Source organism: Pseudoxanthomonas sp. PXM02 (genome assembly GCF_014851805.1).
Lineage (GTDB): Bacteria > Pseudomonadota > Gammaproteobacteria > Xanthomonadales > Xanthomonadaceae > Pseudoxanthomonas_A.
This window is the reverse complement of sequence record NZ_JACVAK010000002.1, coordinates 438,827-458,247: the sequence shown is the minus strand read 5'-3', so window position 1 is coordinate 458,247 and position 19,421 is coordinate 438,827. Positions and strand designations below refer to the sequence as shown.

The 19,421-nt window shown below is 65.3% G+C and carries 14 protein-coding genes; 10 read left to right on the top strand and 4 right to left on the bottom strand.

The features are described from left to right. Positions 1–82 precede the first annotated feature (82 nt). The 10 genes from IB225_RS10835 to IB225_RS10790 all read left to right on the top strand — a co-directional run bounded on the left by IB225_RS10835 (position 83) and on the right by IB225_RS10790 (position 15,683). Positions 83–979, top strand: a complete 897-nt coding sequence (locus IB225_RS10835; protein WP_192311258.1) for an Hsp33 family molecular chaperone HslO — start codon at positions 83–85, stop codon at positions 977–979. 136 nt (positions 980–1,115) lie between these two features. Further along, on the top strand, positions 1,116–1,961 hold the full coding sequence (locus tag IB225_RS10830; RefSeq protein WP_192311873.1) for a hypothetical protein: 846 nt from the start codon (positions 1,116–1,118) through the stop codon (positions 1,959–1,961). A gap of 294 nt (positions 1,962–2,255) precedes the next feature. Next, entirely contained in the window at positions 2,256–4,943 is a 2,688-nt protein-coding gene (locus tag IB225_RS10825; protein ID WP_192311257.1) for a TonB-dependent receptor, read from the top strand. A gap of 133 nt (positions 4,944–5,076) precedes the next feature. Then, positions 5,077–5,751 (top strand): TIGR02466 family protein, encoded by a 675-nt coding sequence (locus tag IB225_RS10820; protein WP_192311256.1) that lies wholly within the window; start codon positions 5,077–5,079, stop codon positions 5,749–5,751. Next, positions 5,748–6,743 carry a class I SAM-dependent methyltransferase gene (locus IB225_RS10815; RefSeq protein WP_192311255.1) on the top strand — a complete coding sequence of 332 codons (996 nt, stop codon included), beginning with the start codon at positions 5,748–5,750 and terminating at the stop codon, positions 6,741–6,743. Before IB225_RS10820 ends, IB225_RS10815 begins: the two co-directional genes overlap by 4 nt. After that, complete coding sequence (locus IB225_RS10810) at positions 6,740–8,680, top strand: tetratricopeptide repeat protein (protein ID WP_192311254.1); 1,941 nt, start codon at positions 6,740–6,742, stop codon at positions 8,678–8,680. The genes IB225_RS10815 and IB225_RS10810 overlap by 4 nt, the downstream gene beginning before the upstream one ends. Next, positions 8,641–10,107, top strand: coding sequence for a putative 2OG-Fe(II) oxygenase (locus IB225_RS10805; RefSeq protein ID WP_345776611.1), 1,467 nt, complete (start codon positions 8,641–8,643; stop codon positions 10,105–10,107). The genes IB225_RS10810 and IB225_RS10805 overlap by 40 nt, the downstream gene beginning before the upstream one ends. A gap of 211 nt (positions 10,108–10,318) precedes the next feature. Next, positions 10,319–13,186: a TonB-dependent receptor gene (locus IB225_RS10800; protein WP_192311252.1), complete on the top strand. Its 2,868-nt coding sequence runs from the start codon at positions 10,319–10,321 to the stop codon at positions 13,184–13,186. A gap of 81 nt (positions 13,187–13,267) precedes the next feature. Next, positions 13,268–15,094: a tetratricopeptide repeat-containing sulfotransferase family protein gene (locus tag IB225_RS10795; protein WP_192311251.1), complete on the top strand. Its 1,827-nt coding sequence runs from the start codon at positions 13,268–13,270 to the stop codon at positions 15,092–15,094. Positions 15,095–15,098: 4 nt separating this feature from the next. Next, the gene (locus IB225_RS10790) at positions 15,099–15,683 is read left to right on the top strand and encodes a 2OG-Fe(II) oxygenase (RefSeq protein ID WP_192311250.1); all 585 of its coding nucleotides are present in this window, start codon (positions 15,099–15,101) and stop codon (positions 15,681–15,683) included. Between the two features lie 8 nt (positions 15,684–15,691). Here the strand turns inward: IB225_RS10790 and IB225_RS10785 are convergent, their stop codons facing one another. From IB225_RS10785 to IB225_RS10770, 4 genes are all read right to left on the bottom strand, one after another. Further along, positions 15,692–16,990: an aspartyl/asparaginyl beta-hydroxylase domain-containing protein gene (locus tag IB225_RS10785; RefSeq protein ID WP_192311249.1), complete on the bottom strand. Its 1,299-nt coding sequence runs from the start codon at positions 16,988–16,990 to the stop codon at positions 15,692–15,694. A 71-nt stretch (positions 16,991–17,061) separates the two neighbouring features. Beyond that, positions 17,062–17,958 carry a DUF4097 family beta strand repeat-containing protein gene (locus IB225_RS10780; RefSeq protein ID WP_192311248.1) on the bottom strand — a complete coding sequence of 299 codons (897 nt, stop codon included), beginning with the start codon at positions 17,956–17,958 and terminating at the stop codon, positions 17,062–17,064. 11 nt (positions 17,959–17,969) lie between these two features. Further along, positions 17,970–18,455 carry a hypothetical protein gene (locus IB225_RS10775; protein ID WP_192311247.1) on the bottom strand — a complete coding sequence of 162 codons (486 nt, stop codon included), beginning with the start codon at positions 18,453–18,455 and terminating at the stop codon, positions 17,970–17,972. Then, complete coding sequence (locus tag IB225_RS10770; RefSeq protein ID WP_192311246.1) at positions 18,452–19,042, bottom strand: sigma-70 family RNA polymerase sigma factor; 591 nt, start codon at positions 19,040–19,042, stop codon at positions 18,452–18,454. The genes IB225_RS10775 and IB225_RS10770 overlap by 4 nt, the downstream gene beginning before the upstream one ends. Positions 19,043–19,421 lie beyond the last annotated feature (379 nt).

Below are 19,421 nucleotides of genomic sequence, written 5' to 3'. Positions count from 1 at the left end.
GTGTCGGTTCCCCTTTGTGATGTGCGTATCTCGGCATTATGCCGAGACGCCCACCCACCCCGCATTCCCTGCACGGATTCCCATGACCGCCGACGCGTCCCCCGACACTCTGACCCGCTTCCTCTTGCCTGCCGCCGGCGTCCGTGGCGTGGCCGTACGGCTGGACGAGACCTGGCAGACGGTGGCCGGGCGCACCGACTATCCGGCGGCAGCGCGCGAACTGCTGGGCGAGGCAAGCGCAGCCGCCGTGCTGTTCACCGGCCACACCAAGGTCGATGGCCGGCTCTCGATCCAGTTGCGCAGCCAGGGCAACCTGCGTGGCCTGTTCGCCGAGTGCACCGCGGCGGGCACCGTACGCGGCATCGCTCAGCTCTCCGAGAACCAGGATGCGCCGCGTGACCTGCGGGACCTCGGTGATGACGCCCTGCTGGCCATCACCATCGAAAACCCCGGGCTGGATCCGCGCGAGCCGCAGCGCTACCAGAGCTTGGTCGGCCTGCAGGCCAGCCGTCTGGCGGAAGCCTTCGAGGACTATTTCCGACAGTCCGAACAGCTCCCCACGCGCCTGCTGCTGGCGGCGGACCGCGAGCGGGCTTGCGGCCTTATGTTGCAGAAGCTGCCCGGCGACGAGGGCGATGACGACGGCTGGAATCGGGTCGGTGCGCTGTTCGATACGCTGGGCGAGTCGGAACTGCTCGCCACCCCGGTCCTGGACTTGCTGCACCGCCTGTTCCATGAAGAATCGCCGCAAACCCTGACCCAGCGCTCAATTCGCTTCGGCTGCTCTTGTTCACGTGAACGGGTGGAGAGCATGCTGCAGTCGTTGGGGCAGCAAGAGGCGACGGCCGCACTGGCCGACGGCGTGGCTGAAGTCCGTTGCGAGTTCTGTGGGCAGGAATACCGGTTTTCCCCTCAGCAGATCTCGGAACTTTTCAGCCAGCCCAAGGTCGATGTGGACGCGCCAAGCCGACTGCAGTGATCCTGCGGTCGGTTAGCCGCCTCGGGGACTTGTTAAAGAAACATAAACGGCATAGCATCGGTTCCCCTTCGGGAGGGGAACTCCGGGTCGACCCAGGAGTCTGAAGCGAGCCATGAAACTGCGTAGCCTGACACTGTTGCTTGCCCTGCTGCTCGCCTCTGGCGTGGCAGCGGACGCGTATGCGCAGAAGGCCACGCGCAAGCCGGCCGCGGACCCCAAGCCCACCGCCCTGCCGATCTGGAACAACGACGGTAAGGTTGAAGCCGTGCTCCTGCTGGAGCCGACGGGTCAGACCGAGGCCGGCGCGCGTTGGCGCCTGGGCCGCAACTCCCTCACCACTGCATTCGGCCTGGACAGCGGCGATGAGCTGGGCCTGGTCTGCAACCGCAACGCTGGCGTGGTCGGCAATATCGGCAACCTGGCCAGCCACTGCATGCTGGCGACGCTCGGCGACGACGACGACGCCACGGCCAGCCAGCGCGTCAGCGCTTCGGCAATCCTGAGTCGCCCGGGCGGCAAGCTGGGCCTGTCCGCCGGCACCGGTCGCGACACCCTGCCCGCCTGGCTGTCATCCGGCCGCGGCACCAGCCGTGTCGAGCAGAACGACCTGACCGTCTTCGGCCAGAAGAACATCGGGCGCGAAGGTTTCGTGTCGATTGGCGGCGCTGTCGCAAAAGCGACCTTGGTTCCCGCCTCAGACCTTCCCGCCCTCGCCGACCGCTGGAACAGCCGCAGCCTGACCGTCGGCGGCGGCTACGGTCCGTTTAGCGCCAACATCATCGGGCGGGTCATCGATGTGCCCGGACAGCCTGGCAAGTTCGAAGGCCTGGGCTTGGGCCTGACTTGGCGCACCCCGTGGAGCGGACAGCTCACCGTCGGCGCCGAGAACGTCATTACCCGCGGCAAGAATCCCTTCTCGTTGACGAACGAGAACGCCGATGAGGGCACCGTGCCCTACGTCCGGTACGAGCAGGACCTCTAAGGCCACACCTTTCTGCGACACGCTTGGTTGCCCGTGCTACAGCAGCGCGGCGTAGGCGTGCGCCCGTGCTCGTCACGTTGCTAAGGAAAGCCGGCCGACGGCAAGCTAGCGTCAAGGCGTGAATTTCATCACATTTACGTAACTAACCTTGCTTCTCTCCGTGTTCAGTCTTCACGCGGGTTTAATTCTTGTTAAAACCCGACTAGTATCCGGTCACCCCCTCGTTTCGTGGTCACCCTTTTTGACCGCCTCGAGGGACACCTTGGGATACCCCCTTAACGGGAGAGAGAGAGAATGAACTGCAAAACCACGAAGCTCCGTGAGGCGATCTCGTTCGCGCTCGCGGTGGGTACGGTGTCTGCCTCCGGCATGGGCGTCGCCTTTGCCCAGGAGTCGAGCAGCGACTCGAGCACCACCACGCTGAACCGCATTGAGGTGACCGGCTCGCGCATCAAGCGTACCGACATCGAAACCGCGGCACCGATCACCACGATCACCCGCGCGGACATCGAAGCTGCAGGCGAACTGTCGGTCTCCGACTTCCTGCGCAACAACGTCTACAACTCGTTCGGCTCGGTCCGCGAATCCTCGGGCTCCGCTACGGGTTCGCAGGCCACCATCAACCTGCGCGGTCTGGGTTCTGCCTACACGCTGGTTCTGCTCGATGGCCGCCGCATGACCAATTCCGGCGCCCTGTCCGGTGGTGCAGCGAACATCAACATGATCCCGACCTCCGCGGTCGAGCGCATCGAGATCCTGCGCGAAGGCGCCGGCGCCGTGTACGGCTCCGACGCGATCGGCGGCGTGGTCAACATCATCCTGCGCAAGGATTATGAGGGCATGAACGTCACCGCCAGCTACGAGACCTCGTCCGAAGCCGGCCCCGATGGCAATACCCTTTCGCTGTCCGGCGGCATCTCGTCCGACCGCGGCAACATCACGTTCGTGATCGATCATCAAGAACGCGACATGATGTACAACCGTGACATCCGCGAGAAGATTCCGGCCGCGTGGTGGACCGCTGGCCTGAGCACCTACAATTCGTCGGCCACGTTCTCCAACGCGAACGGCACCCGCAACGTTGCCAACTGCGACCAGTTCGAAAACAGCATCCGGATCAGCCCGACCCGTTGCGCCTTCGATCACGGCGCCACCTCGGCCAATGAATCCTCGCTGCGCCGCAACGCGCTGCTGGTCAACGGCAACTACAACCTCTCCGAAGCCACGCAGTTCTTCTTCCGCGCGCTGAATTCCGAGACCCGCAGCCTGGGCGTCTACGCCTCGGCGCCGGTGGACAACGGTGGCCGTGGCGCAGGCTTCCTGCCGACGATCTCCGCCACCAACCCGTTCAATCCCTTCGGCGAAGCGGGCACGCTGTACTACCGCTTCACCCCGCTGGGAACCCGCGATTCGCTGCGTTATGACAAGCAGCGCGAGTACCTGGTCGGCCTGAATGGCAGCAACGACTGGTTCGGCGGCTCGGACTGGGAAGTCAGCGTCGGTCATGGCCTGAACACCCAGAACAGCGTCAACTACAACTACGGTATCGGCAGCACGCTGCAGCAGCTGATCGATTCCGGCTCGTTCAACCCGTTCGATCCGAACCACTCCAGCGTCGCCGCGAATGCTGGTCGCATCGGTCACACGGTGTTCGTGGAATCGCAGTACCGTTCCGTCACGGCTGATGGCCACATCAGCTTCGACCTGTTCGAAATGCCCGCAGGCGCTGTCGGTTTCGTGACCGGCTTCGAGTACCGCGACGACCGCTTCACGCAGATCTACGACGCCCAGAGCGCGGCAGGTAACGTGTTCGGCTCCGCCGGTGCGGGTGGCGAGGGCGAGCGCGCCTACTACGCTGCCTACTTCGAAACGCTGGTTCCGATCTTCGAAAGCCTGGATCTGACCCTGGCCGGTCGCTATGACAGCTACAACGATCAGGGCAGCAAGTTCTCCCCGCGCGTGTCGCTGGAGTTCCGCCCGATTGATTCGCTGCTGTTCCGCGGTACGTGGGGCGAAGGTTTCCGTGCACCGACCCTGGTCGATATGTACGGCGACAACCGCAGCACCAACCTCAACAGCGGCCCTGGCCCGACGCTGACCCCGCCGCACGCCGGTGGCGACGAACTGGCCTGCGCCGCGCTGACCGCAGTCCGTACGGCGATCTCCAATCCGACGTACCAGCCGTACGCCGTCAATCCGTGTATTGCCAGCCCGCAGTACACCTGGCTGATCACCTCCAACCCGGACCTTACGTCGGAAGAGTCGACCAACTGGGGTCTGGGCGTTGTGTGGAGCCCGAACGCCGATCTGTCGTTCGCACTGGACTACTACGACGTCGAGCTGGAAAACATCATCGGCACCATCCCGCGCGCGCTGGCATTCCGCAACGGTGACAACAATGTCCCGCTTTACGGCGTGACTCGCGGCGCCGCGATCGTGGCTCCGAACGGCACGATTCTGCCGGGTCAGGCCAACCTGATCCTGCTGCCGACGGTCAACGGTGCGGTCCAGACCGCCCGCGGTCTGGACTTCGAGGGTAGCTGGCGCTTCCAGACTGATGGTTGGGGCACCTTCAACACCAAGTTGTCCTGGTCGCACCAGATGGAGTATGACTTCACCCCCGTGGGTGCAGGCACCATCGAGCAGGCCGGCACCGGTGGCTTCCCGGATCACCGTGGTCAGCTGGCAATCAACTGGAGTGGCGGCATCTACAACTTCGGTGTGATCACCAACTACATCGGCGACAGCGGCAAGAAGAGCACGGTGGCTGCGCAGAACACCTTCCTGCCTTCGTGGACCACGGTCGACGTGCAGGCGGGCGTAACCCTGCCGTGGAATGCCAAGGTCACCGTCGGCGCGCGTAACGTCGCGAACAAGGACGCGCCGATGAGCAACGTGCTGTACGGCTTCCCGTTCTACAGCAACACCCTGCACAACATGTACGGCCGCATGATGTACATGAAGTACGAGCAGAACTTCTGATCCATCCGGAAGCTGCAACCTAGGACCCGGTCCGCCGGGTCCACGCGATGCCCCCTTACGGGGGCATCGTGCTTTTCGGACCATTGCGACGCGTCCATGGCATCATGAAATCCTCACATTCCAGAGTTCGGACATGACGGACAACACAGTCCAGGCGCAGGTGTTTCCGCTGTACGCAGTCCCCATGCTCCAGTGCCAGATTGCAGACGCCTCCCGGCTCAATGTCGAACTGTCTTCATTGTTCCTTAGATTGGAAAGCTACGGCGACAAGCATCGGGATCCGATCCAGCGCGACACCCAGTACGGCATCTTCGAGAGCCATTTCTTCCTGCACCAACGTCAGGAGCTGGCCATCAAGGAGTTGTTCGGCTTTCTTCGTGCATCACTACTGACATTCATCCAGGGGATGAACCAGTACACCGACGCTGAGATGGCGAACTTCGAACTGGATATGCACTCCTGGTTCCACATCACCCGCAAGGGCGGCTTCCAGAGCCTGCACAACCATCCGAACGCCAGCTGGTCCGCGATCTATTGCGTCGATCCCGGCGACGGTGCCACGCCTGAGAGCGGCGCTGTGCGTTTCCATGATCCGCGGACAGGTTGCGACATGTATCGCGACCCGGCCGTCGAGCGACTGCAGTCGCCGTACCGGATAGGCCCCTGGCAACTGAACCACAAGCCGGGCCAGATGATCGCGTTCCCTTCCTACCTTCTTCATGAAGTGTTTCCCTACACCGGTGAGCGGCCACGGATCGTCGTTGCGCTGAACGCATGGTGCCGCCGGAAGAACATGCCCGCACCGTGAGCCACGACCACGCCATGTCAATTGGGCCGACTCCTGAGAGTGGTGACGCTTGGAGCACGCTCTGGCGCGCCGGCGTCCTGCATTCCTGTTCAACGGCTATCGATGGCAACTATGACGGCGAGATGGCGGCCTTCTGGAAGGCTCGCTTCGATGGCCTCGGCACAGGACAGCGCGTCGTGGACATCGGCACCGGCAACGGGGCGTTGGCCCTGCTGGCCAAGCATCACGCCGCGCAACGAGGCCTCGACCTGGATATCCATGGGGTGGATGCAGCGGATATTGATCCTCCGCGCTGGGCCTCCGGCGCCGACTCGTTCGCCGGCATCACCTTCCATCCCCGTACGGGCATGGACACTCTGCCTTTCGATGACGGCAGCGTCGCACTCGTCACGTCGCAATATGCATTCGAGTATTCGCGGCCACGCGACGCGACGCTGCATGAGGTGTTCCGCGTCATCGGTTCCACCGGGAGCGCAGCCTTCCTGATACATAGCTCGGATTCTCTGATTTCGTCGACGGCCGACCAGCAACGCGAGGCGTGCGACCTTGTGTTCGACAGAACCCGCATCCTGGACCTCGCGCATGACTGGGTGTCCAGCCTCGTAAAAGGGACGACCCAACCCCCTCGCGCAGGGTCGGAGGCAACTTCCATCCATCGTGCTTTCCAGCAGGCATCGACACAGGTCGTCGCCGGCGCGGCCGCACTTCCGGAGGCCGCCATCCTGCGCAAGACTTTCCATTACCTGCACACCACGCTGGAGCACGCGCAGACCTCGCCCGCACACGCCCTGGAGTATCTGGCGCGCGCGCGCGCGGACCTGGAGGCTGAACGCGTACGCCTGCAGCATCTGTCCGCGGCCATCATGGCGCTGACCGAGATCGAGCAACTACGCACGCAGAGCATCGCCGCAGGCTACGGATCCTCCGTGCTGGCGCCTCTGGACCAAAGCCCAGGCAGCCGCATGGGCTGGACACTAGTCGTATCGCGATGACCGACGCCGAACGCGCGCGTCACGCCCACGCGGCCGGGGACATCGCTACCGCGTCGGCCCACTACCAGCGTGCGCTCGCAGCCGCGCCCGGCGACGCCATGCTGATGTTGGACTACGCGATCCTGCTGATGCAGATGGCGCACAGGAAGGAGGCCGCGACACTGCTGCGCGAGGTCAGGCGACACATGCCTGACGATGCGCGCGCGCTGCTCGCACTCGTCGTCTGCCTGCGCGTGGATGGCGAGATTGAGGAAGCGTTGCGGATCGCCGAGGAAGCGACGGGGCGACTGCCCCACGACGCCGCTGCGTGGATGTTGCGTGGAAGCATCGAGGTCCGTGGAGGGCACTACGCCCGCGCGGAAACGGCACTTCGACGTGCGTTGTTGCTCGCGCCGGCGTTCGGTGAAGCCTGGCACTACCTTGGCGAAAGCCTGCACCATCAGCAACGCTGGGCAGAAGCCATACAGGCTTACCGGAAGGCGGCGGAAGAACAGCCCGGCGAGATCTACAACATCGCCATGTGTGCCGAACAGGCGGGAGATCTGGAACTGGCGCGAGACAGCTACCAGCAGGCGAGCGGAATCTTCCCGGGTCGCGCTGACGTGCTGCTGCGGTTGGCACAGACGCAAGCGCGCCTGTGCGATTTTTCCGGCGAACACGCGGCGCTCGACAAGTTCCGCCGTGTGGTCGCACACGGCATCCCCGCGGGACAGGTCCTGGAGGTGTTCCCGCTCACTTATCTCCCACTGGAAGCATCGCTGGTCCAACATGCGCTGGATCGTTACATGGGGGCCGTGCTCGAACGGGCGCCTTCCCATGCCCCGTCCGATGCACTGCAAACGATCCATCCCGAAGACAGGATCCGGATCGGCTACCTGTCCTCCGACTTTGGCATGCACGCGGTTGGCCAACTGGTGGGCGACGTGTTCCGCTCCCATGACCGGGACCGATTCGAAGTCTTCGCCTACTCGCTCCGCACGTACGACGATCCCGTCGCGGCCGGCATACGCGAGGGCTGCGACGTCTACGTGGACTGCGCCTCGCTGGGTACCACGGACATCGTCCAGCGCATTCGTCACGATGGCATCCACGTCCTGATCGATTTGAACGGTCCCACCGTGGGTGCGCGGCTGGAGATCCTGGCGGTGCGACCTGCGCCCCTGCAACTGGGGTGGCTCGGCTTCCTCCATGCCCAGCAGGCGCCCTGGTTGGATGCTCTCCTGCTCGACGAACACGTGCAGCCCTCAGACAACACCTGGTCCTTCAAGGACCGTATCGTCCATCTGCCTGTCAGCCTCTTTCCGCCTGCACCCGGTGCGGGCGGACAAAGGCAGCGCGAACGTTTCGGCATGCCGGCGGAAGGAAGGGTGGTGCTCGCCAGCTTCAACAACAGCTACAAGCTGGATATGCCCTTGGTCGCGGCGTGGATCAGGATTCTGGAGTTGGCGCCTGATGCGACCCTGATGGTGTACCTGCCAGCGACGGCCCGACCGGGCTTCCTTCGTCACTGGCACAGCCTGGGCGGAAGCCCGTCGCGACTCATGGTCGTCGACGCGCTCGCGCCGGGGGACCAAGCGGATCGCGCGGCAAGCTGCGACCTGATGCTTGACGCATTCCGCTACCAGGGAGGTGCCACAAGCCTCGATGCCGTGACCAGCGGGCTACCAGTGCTGTGCCGCACGGGCGAAACGCCCCCTGCACGCCTCGGTGTAAGCATCAATCGGGCGCTGGGATTGGAGGACCTGGTGGTGGCGGACACCGAAGAGTACATCCGCCGGGCCGCATGGCTGGCCAACCACCCTGCGGAACTTGGCGCCCTGCGCCAGCGCGTCAAGGCTGCCGTGCAGCAAAGCGGCTTTTCCGATCCGCGACGCTCCGCGGCCGCCGTAGAGCAGGTGTGCGAGCAGTTGTTGCGGGAAAAAGGCGTACTGGCCTGACGGACCTTCCCCTCAGACATGCAACCATCGGCTACGTGATGACGCACCCAACTCCTTCCGTCACAGAACTTGTGGCCTCGGCGCGCACCGCATTGCAGCGCGGACTGATGAACGACGCCATCCGGCTGTATCGTCTTGGCTTGGCGCAGGGAGCACCGGTCGCGAGCGAACTGGCTGGCGTGCACTACCAGGCCGGTGACTTTCACGCCGCCCGCGAGGTACTGGATGCGGCGCTGGAGCGGGATCCCTCCTACGACGACGGGTTCTTCCAACGTGGCCTCGTCCTGATGGCGATGAATGAGCCGACGCAGGCCAGTGTCGACTTCGACCGCTTCCTCTCGGCCGCCCCGCGCTTCGCACCCGCTTACCTCCAGCGTGCCCTCGCCCGTCTCCGGCTGCACAGGCAGGATGATGCGCTGGAGGATTTCCGCCAGGCTACCCGTCTGCAACCGGACCTGGTGGACGCATGGATCAATCTGGGAATTCTGCTGCTGCGAAGAGGCGATGCGGTCGGCGCCGTCGATGCCCTGCGCGCGGCTGACCAGCGCACCCCCGGGCGCGCGGAAATCCTGCACGCGCTGGCCAGCGCATACGACGGCGCGGGGGATGTTCCTTCGGCCCTGCAGCTGTACTCCCGGCTCGAGTCCACGCATTCATCCGCGCCCGACTTCCTGACCAACCACGCGTTGTGCCTGCTCCGCGGGCACCAGCCTCGCGCGGCCCACCAGCGTTTCACGCGTGCGCTGGGACTGTCGCCGGGAGACCAGACCGCGCTGGCCGGCCTGTACCTGTCGGCGAACGAGCTTGGCCACCATCATGAAGTGGACGCGCTGATGGACTTCACCGCGTTGCTGCACACAACGACCCTGGCCACCCTTCATGGCGCTGGCGGGGAAGCGCTGAGACGGGCGGTGGTCTCGCATCCCGGCCTTGATTGGGAGCCCACGGGTCGCTCCACCGTGGGTGGACAGCAGACCGTCATGCTGGATCTTGCGGAAGGCTCCCCGTTCCACGACCTGGGCAGTGCGATAGCCGGCCTGGTCTCCAACCGGATGGCTACATTGGCAGCCAGTACCGCAATGGCCGGGCATCCCTGGCTGCATGCCGCGCCAACCCGCTGGCGGTTGCAGATGTGGGCGACGGTCCTGCGTGAAGGTGGCCACCAGACCCCCCATATCCATCCGGCAGGCTGGATGAGCGGCGTGTTCTATCTTGATGCGGGCCAGGCAGCGACAGCAGATGCGGGCGACATCGTGTTCGGGCATCCACAACCCGAGTTCGCCCTGTCTGCGGCACCCCGCAGCACGCGTTACCGCCCTCGTACGGGTGATGTCCTGCTCTTCCCCTCCTACTTTTTCCACCACACCGTTCCCTACAGCGGACCCGCCACCCGTATCAGTCTCGCCTTCGACGTGATCCCTGCATGAGCATGCGCGTCAAAACCTTCACCAGATCGTCACCTAGGTGAATCCGGGGTGGCGCGGATTGTCCTTTTTCGCCCCTCTAAAAAGCGCTTAACGACTCTTTAATTCTCTCTTGGGCCCGACTATGATCGGGCCACCCTTGCTTCTTGGTCGCCGCTATTTGGCTGGCCGGCGAGGTTTCCTTAGGGCTTCAACAACGTCACCCGGAGAGAGAATGAACCACAAGACCACCAAGCTGCGCGAAGCCATTGGCTTCGCCCTCGCAGTGGGTGCGACCAGCGTAGCCGGCACCGGCCTCGCGTTTGCGCAGGAGTCCACCGAAAGCGCCAAGACCCTGGATGCTATCCAGGTGACCGGCTCCCGCGTGGCCCGCGTTGAAACCGAAACGGCCAGCCCCGTCGTCGTGATCGATCGCGCCGCCATCGAACAGACCGGCAAGCTGACCCTGGGCGACCTGATCCAGGAACTGCCTGCCGTGTCTGGTGCTGCCACCAATCCGCAGGTCAACAACGGCGGCGGCGACGGTTCTTCGACCGTCGAACTGCGCGGACTGGGCGCCGAACGCACCCTGCTGCTCGTCAACGGTCGCCGCATCGTCAACAACGACCTCAACTCCATCCCGTCTTCGGCCGTCGAGCGTATCGAAGTACTGATGAGCGGTGCGTCCGCCGTGTACGGCTCCGACGCCGTCGCGGGTGTGGTCAACTTCATCCTGCGCCGCGACTTCGAAGGTCTGACCGCCTCGATCGATTTCGGCCTGACGCCCAGCCACCAGGACGGTCAGCGCAGCGGCGGTTCCGTGACGTTCGGCCAGGTGGGCGAGAAGGGCAACATCATCGCCGGCCTGAACTACAACAAGTTCGACGGCATCTCTTCGGCCGACCGTGACTTCTCCAAGGACGCCACGTACCTCTACAGCGGCGGCGTTTCCGTGGCCGGCTCGAGCCGTGCGCCCCGCGGTCGCATCTTCTTCCCGGAAGGCAGCCCGCTGATCGACGAGTACGGATGCGACAACATCACCCGCATCCCCGGCGCCGCCGGCGACAGCACCGACGACTACCGCTGCTACGACGGCGCGACGGACTCCTACAACTACCAGGCCACCAACCTGATCATGACGCCGCAGGAGCGCACCAACGCGTTCTTCCTGGCGAACTACCAGATCACTGAAAACCTGAATGCCTTCGCCGAGGTCTACCACAACAAGACTTCGTCCAACTTCGCGATCGCGGCCCTGCCGTTCGACACCTCGTCCGACGGCGTGATCATTTCGGCGGACAACTATTACAACCCGTTCGGCATGAATTTCGGTCCGGTCAGTGCGACGGACGACAACCTGTTCCTGACCCGCTTCACCTCGCTCGGCCAGCGCCGTTCCTACTACGACACCACCACCTCGCAGGTCGTGGCCGGTCTGGAAGGCTTTGTCGGCGAAACCTGGAAGTGGGATGCAGCGTTCAACTACGGCCACTACCTCAGCGAGAACACCAGCTACGGCTACGTGTACTACGCCGGCCTGGCCGACGCGCTGGGCCCGTCGTTCATGGACAGCGACGGCGTGGTCAAGTGCGGTGCGCCGGGCGCTATCATCGCCGGCTGTACCCCGCTGAACATCTTCAACATCGACGACCCGCAGACCATCGCGACGCTGTCGCAGTACGAAGCGCGTCCGTACTACTCCACCATGCGCCAGAACCGCAGCTTCGAGGCCAATGCCTCGGGCGAACTGTTCTCCCTGCCCGCCGGCGCAGTGCAGTTGGCGTTCGGCGCTGCATGGCGCGAGGAATACCAGCGCAGCGAAGTCGACTACATCGCGATCGCGAACGAGGAAGGCCGTTGCTTCATCTCGCAGGAAGCCTGCAGCTCGGCCCTGTCCGGCAAGTTCGACGTGACCGAACTGTACGGTGAACTGTACGTGCCGATCCTGTCCGAGGTGCCGTTCGCGCACCTGCTGTCGATCAGCCTGGGCAGCCGCTATTCCGACTACAGCACCTTCGGCGACACCACCAACAGCAAGCTGCAGGTGGAATGGCGTCCGATCGAGAACCTGCTGTTCCGCGGTACCGTGGCGGAAGTCTTCCGCGCCCCGCGCATCCAGGATCTGTACGCCGGCCCGCAGGGCGACTCGCCGCAGCTGGATGATCCTTGCCAGGGCTACGGCGCCGTCGGCGCACCGCGTGACCACGAAAACGCCTGCGGTGCCGGTGCGGGTGCGACCAACATCCCCACCACCGGTATCGGCGCAGCTCCCACGTCCCAGACCAACGGCGTGTGGTCCGGCTCCGTGGCCGCGGGCTTCGACCTGCAGCCGGAAGAAGGCAAGTCGTTCTCTTGGGGCGTGGTGTACGACCCGGACTTCCTGCCGGGCTTCTCGGTCAGCCTCGACTACTGGCGCCTGTACCTCAACGAGACCATCACCCGCGCCGACGCGCAGACGGTGGTCAACACGTGCTACGGCAACGACAGCCACCCGTTCTGCGAATTCATCAACCGCCGTTCCAACGGCCAGGTCGACTTCATTCGCGAGCCGATCGTGAACCTGGGTCGCCTGGACACGAAGGGCTGGGACCTGGCGTTGCGTTACCGCCTGCCCGACACCGCGTGGGGCAGCTGGGTGCTCGGCATGGACGCGACGTACATCGCGCAGTACGACAACGACGTCAACCCGCTGGACGACACCGACGAGGTCGTCAGCCTCGCCGGCACGTACAACAAGTCCTACGGCAACTACTCGCGCGTCCGCGCCCGTACGTTCGTCAACTGGCAGAAGGGTGATTTCGGCGTTTCCTGGCGCACGCGTTACGTCAGCGGCTTCGAGATCGCCAGTGCTGACGGTGGTTGCAGTGTCGACAGCCCCGAGTACTGCTACTCGGTGGACTTCGACGACTACCTGACGCACGCGATCAGCGCCAGCTACAACCTGCCGTGGTGGAACTCCAAGGTCGAAGTGGGCCTGGACAATGTGTTCGACAAGCAGCCGCAGATGATGTACCAGAACAACGTGCTCAACGCGAATACCGACGTCAGCACGTACGACACCGTGGGCCGCTACCTGTGGGCCCGCTACACGATGAACTTCTGAGTCTAGACAGCAACGTCGTGTACCTGAGCCGCGCGGTGACCCCGCGCGGCTTTTTCATTCCCGGTTTGCGATACTCGCGCGATGAACCACAGCCCCATCACCCGTATCGTCGAGGCCTACGAGTCGGGACACCACGACACCGCGCTGGCCCTCTGTCATGCCGCGCTGGAGGATCGGCCGGACGACCCTACGTTGTGGACGCTCATAGGGATGGCGCTACAGGCCAAAGGGCGCTACGCCGACGCGATCGCGGCATACGAACGCATGACTGCGCGATATCCGGAATCGCTGGCGCACTGGGCGAATCTCGGCGCTGCCGCGCGACTGGGCGGCGACTACCGGAAGGCGGACCACGCGTACCGGAATGCGCTGGCGATCGACCCGCGACATGTGTCGCTCATCATCGACCACGGCCTGCTGTTGCTGGAAATGGGCCTTCTGGGCGAGGCCAGGCACCGTTTGCTCGACGCCGTGGACCTTGCACCTGGGATGGCCGAGGCCCGCATCAATGCGGCGCTGGTCTGCTTCGAATGCGGGGACGCGCAGCGTGCGGCAACCCTGATTCCGCCCGCTGCCGAATGGGATGCACTGCCCTCTGACCTGAAGCGCGAACTGGCTACCGTCCTGGTGCAGGTGGGGCGGACCGACGACGCGGAGCGCCTGCTGCTGTCCACCGAATCGGACAGCGCCGGCACGATGGTGCGACTGGCCCAATTGCTCGAACGCACCAACCGCGTCGAGCAGGCAAGGGAACTGGTGAGCCAACTCGGCGAACGCGCCGAATCGCTGGGCGGGCACGAGCGCGTGGATCTGCTGCAGCTCCAGGCCGCCATTGCAATGCGCGACAAGGACTATGCGCAGGCGCGACTCGCATCGGAAGCGATCCTGCTGCGCAACCCCCATGTGCAGGCCGAGACCACCGCCCTGTTCACGCTCGCCAGTATCGCGGACAGACAGAAGCAACCTGCCGACGCGATGATCCACCTGGAGAAGGCACACACCATCCAGTTCCGACTGGCGGCCGATGTGGTCCCCGAGATGACCTATGCCGGCGCCGAACCATTGAAGGTCTCCAGCAAATGGCTCACGGCGGAAGAAGCCCGCTTCCGGCATGCACCGCATGCACCTTTCGCCGGCGAGTCGCCCACCTTCATCGTCGGCTTTCCCCGCTCGGGCACCACCATGCTGGAGCAGATGCTGGATGCGCACCCCGGCTACGCCTCGATGGACGAGCGCGCCACGCTGCAGCGCTGCATCGAACACATGGAAAAGCGCGGCTTCGCGTATCCGCACGCGCTTGACGCGATGGATGCGTCAAGCGCCGACGAGCTGCGCACGGTCTACTGGACCGAAGTGGCGAAGGTCATCTCCCTGGCGCCCGGCCAGCAACTGGTCGACAAGAATCCGCTCAACATGCTGCGCCTGCCGATGATCGTGCGGCTGTTCCCCAACGCGAAGATCATCCTGGCGCTGCGCCATCCCTGCGACGTGCTGCTGAGCTGCTACATGCAGAACTTCCGCTCGCCCGCCTTCATGGTGCTGTGCTCCAGCCTGGAGCGGCTGGCCAAGAGCTATGTCAACGCGATGCGTTTCTGGATCCATCATCAGGCGCTGCTGTCGCCGGACACGCTGACGCTCCGCTACGAGGACACCGTCGGCGACTTCCCCGCGCAGGTCGAGCGCATCGGCGCGTTCCTCGGCATCGAGGACCGCGACTTCCTGGCACAGTTCAGCCAGCATGCCGCGCGCAAGGGCTACATCAGCACGCCCAGCTATTCGCAGGTGGTCGAGCCGGTCAACGCGCGCGCGGTGGGCCGCTGGCAACCGTACGCACGCTGGCTGGCCCCCGCCCTGCCGATCCTGCAGCCGGTGGCCGACCACTGGGGCTATGACCTGACGATACGATGAGCCCATGAAAGCCCTCGCCGACTACATCCGGACGTACGACGACGCGCTGCCCGCCGCGTTCTGCCAACAACTGATCGACGGGTTCGAATCGTCCACCCAGTTCCAGATGCCCAATGGCCAGGGTTATCGCCCCGCGCTCGACGCCAGCCGCTGGACCGAGCTCAACCTGAGCCGGCTGGCGGACCCTGCCTTCCTCGGCTTCTTCATGACCCGCATCGAAGACGCGCTGGCACGCTACAACGCCGACCTGGGGCTGAGCCTTGCTGTGCCGTACCGCCCCCGCATCGACAAACTGATGATGAAGAAGTACCGCGCCGGGAGCGGCGATGGTTTCCAGCCGCACTTCGATTCGGTGGATGAAGCAGCGGGGCGCTACCTCGTGTTCCTGTGGTATCTCAACGACGTCGACAACGGCGGCACCACGCGATTCATGGACCTGGACGTGGAAGTCCGGCCACGCACGGGACGCCTGCTGGTGTTCCCCCCGTACTGGATGTTCCAGCACATAGGCTCACCGGCGATCTCCAACGACAAGTACATCCTGTCGACCTACATGCGCTTCGACACGGGCGAGCACGATCACGAATAACGTCGCGCTCAGCTCACGCCCGCGCGGACGTTGAAATCCCCGATCGTCTCCACCAGTTGCTGCAGCGCCTGTACTTCCACCTCGCGCAGGCGTGGATGCCAGGTGTCGAGGATCATCACCACGCGCAGCCGGTCGCTGCGGTTCCAGGCCGCGTGCAGGAAGGAATCGTCGAACGTCACGCAGCGCCCTTCCGTCCAGGCGTGTTCCACGCCCCCCACTTCCAGCGCGCAGTCCGGCGGCACGATCAGGGGCAGGTGCGTGACCACCCGGCTGTTGGTGACGCCATGGTGCGGCTTGATCACCGTGCCGGGCGACAGCAGCGAGAACAGCACTTCCGGCGCATGGCCGTCGATGCGTGTCAGCGGCACCTGCGCCAGCGCGCCTGCGGTCGCAGGGCACGCGGCCAGATGCTCGGCGAACGCTTCGCCGTGGCGGTAGAAGAAGTAGGCGTCCCACGCCGCGGTATCGAGATCGCGCGGGTTGTCGAGGAAATCGCTCTTGCGCGCGCCGCCGCTGAAATCGAGGAACGGCTGCAAGCCGTCGCGTGCCGACAGCACGCGCTGCAGCTCGGCGCGGATCGCGTCGGTGGCCTGCTCCAGGGCCGCGTACCAGGGGAACAGCGCGCGGTCGAAGTAGGGTTCCGGTTGCAGGTCGGGCACGTAGAAGAACGTCGGCTTCTGGCGTGGATCGGGGCTGGCGGCGGAGCGCAGCCCCAGGTATCCCTCTAGCGCCTGCACCACGCGCCGCAGGTCGTCGGTACCGTGCTGCTGGATCAGGGGCGCGATCGCACCGGAAAACAGCGCCTGTCGTCCCGCGTCGATGATCGCCATTGCCTGGCGCACGCGGTCGCGCAGATCCGGCGCGGTGGTCTGGTCGTTGAGCCAGCGCCCCTTCGCCTGCGCCGTGGTCACTGCGCGAAAGAAATGGACCAGCGCCTCGTCGGTCCGTCCCAGCACATGCAGGCATTCGGCCAGTTGCAGGCGGGCAAGGAAGGCCTGCGGCGCCAGTGCCAGCCCACGCTCCAGTGCGACCACCGCGCCTGCAATGTCGCCCAGGTGCACACGGCAAACGCCCAGTCGCATCCAGGCTTCGCTGCTCTGCGGCGACAAGGCCGTCAGTGCGTCCAGCCTGGCGACCGCGTCGGCGAACCGCTCCAGCGCCATCAATCCCTGCACGGCGACCAGCTGAAGGTCGTCATCACGGGGATGTACTGCCAGGCCCTGCTCGGCGTCGGCCAGCGCCTGTGCCGCATTGCCGGTTTCCAGATGGCGTCGTGCCTGCTGGACGTGGAACGCGGCGCTGGTCATGTGGCGGAGCCTCGGTCGTGATCATCGGGAACGCATCGATGATACGGGACATCGCGGCGCCGCCGATGCGCTTACTCCAGCCGCACTTCCGCACTGCCCGAGAAGGTTTCCACGCTCACCCGCGCGCTGCCGCTGCCGTAAGTGGTGGAGAAGCTGGCACCGGGGCCACGGCGCTTCTCGATGGTCACGCCACTGGCCTTCAGGCTGCCGCTGAAGCTCTCGCCGCTGACCTGCGCGGAAACGTCCTTCGGCAGGCGCAGCAGCAGGTCGCCGCTCACCGACTCCATGCTGATCTCGCCCGCCGGCGCCAGCGCGGTCGTCACTTCGGCGCGACCGCTGACGGTGCTGGCGCTGAGGTCGCGGATGCGTTCGCCGTTGACGTTGACCTCGATGCGGCCGGAAACGGTCTCGGCATCGATGTCCCCATTCAAGCGGCCACGCAGCACGATCGAGCCGCTGACGGTACTGACATCCACGTCCTCGCTGTTGAGCGTCAGGGTGGCGTTCCCGCTGACCGTCTCCACGTCCGCCTTGCGCGGTGCGGCGGCCGCGACCACGCTACCGCTGACGCTGCTAATCGACAGTTCGCCGGGTGCCACGCCTTCGACGTGCACGCTGGCGGCCACGGATTCGATGTCCAGGTCCGCGCGCACCGGCACCATCACCACCAGCTCGGTCGGCCCGGTCTTGCTGCCACCCCAACCGCCGTTCTTGGGATAGCGCACCTCGATGCTGAGTTGCTCACGCGAGCCATCGATGTCGAGACGCTCCACGCCCTTGCCCAGCGTGCCGGTGATCTGGACTTCGTTGCGCTCCCAGCCGCGTACTTCGATGCGACCGCTGACGTTGCTGATGTCGACCCGGCCGCGCGCATCGAGCGGACGGGTTTCGTTGATGGCGGTCTGCGCCAGGGCGGAGGGCGCCAGCAGGGCGGCGGCCAGCAGCAGGGAGAAGGAATAGGTGCGCATGGGGAAACTCCTCAGGTCATGACGGCGCGCTGGGTCAAGGCCAGGCGTCGGGCGTAGGTACGGCGCAACTGTTCCAGCAGGAAGCGCGCTTCGGGATCGGTGGCGATGGCGTGGCGGATCTCGGCCGCGCTCTGGTCCAGCGCATGCAGCGCCGGCGCGTAGTCGGGCGATGCCTTGGCCTGCGTATCCATCTGCGCCAGCGCGCCGGTGTAGTCGCGGGTCATCGCCGCGGCCTCGCGCTGGATCAGCGCATCGCCTTCGGGCGTGCGCTGCAGCTGCCAGGTGATGGTGACGGCCAGCAGCACCGACGCCGCCAGTGCGAACGGCGCCACCCGGCGGGGACGTCGCTCGACCGGCACGGACGGTGCGGGCGCCTCCGCCATCTTCGCGGCGATGTCCGGCCACAGGTCGCGCGAGGGCGGCGTGTCCTGGCGCAGCGCACGCAACTGCCAGCGCAGCGCGTCGTCGGACAACGGAGTGGGATCGTGGGGGGTCATGCGTGTGCTCCTAGACGCTCGCGCAGCAGGTGCCGCGCGCGGTGCAACTGGGCTTTCGAACTGCCGACCGCCATGCCCAGTTCGGCGGCGATCTCTTCATGCTTCCAGCCTTCCACGTCGTACAGGACCAGCACGGCGCGGGCGCGGGGCGGCAACGTGGCGACCGCGCGCTCCAGATCCATCGACAGGGCCGTGCCCTGCCCCGCGCTGTCGGCCAGGCCCAGCCCGTCCAGCGTGTCCTCGTCATCGTCGAAGCGCGGGCCGGTGCGGCGGCTGCGCAGCTCCATCAGCGCGGTGTTCACCGCCAGCCGGTGCAGCCAGGTGCTGAACGCACTTTCGAAGCGGAACGCCGGCAGTGCCTGCCAGGCCCGCACGAAGGCTTCCTGCGTCAGGTCCTCCGCGCGGACGCCGTGCTGGCCCACCAGTCGCTGGATAACGCCATGGATGCGGCCGGCGTGGCGCCGGTACAGCGCCTCGAAGGCCCGCATGTCGCCCGTGGCGGCCGTGCGCGCCAGGGCGGTGTCCTGGGCGGCGGCGTCCTCGGGCGCGAGGCTGTCGGCGAAAGGTTCGATCACGGCATTCAGCATACTGACTACGATGCGGGCGGAGGCGCGGGGGTTTAGATCGGCCTGGCGATTTTCTCGACCGACTGTTCGGCCGCAGACACCTCCCCTCGCCCCGTGCAACGGGGAGAGGGTGCCGAAGGCGGGTGAGGGGCGAACGGAGTCCGCGGAAGTGCGCGCCGTGGTCGCTTCCGGATCCGATCACTCGACAGGCGGCTGCGATGTTGGCGCCACGTGCGCCGTTGCCCCCTCATCCGCCCTTCGGGCACCTTCTCCCACAAGGGGAGAAGGAAACACCCCTTCGCCCCATGCAACGGGGAGAGGGTGCCGAAGGTGGGTGAGGGCGAGCGGAGTCCGCGGAAGTGCGCGCCGTGGTCGCTTCCGGATCCGGTCACTCGATGAG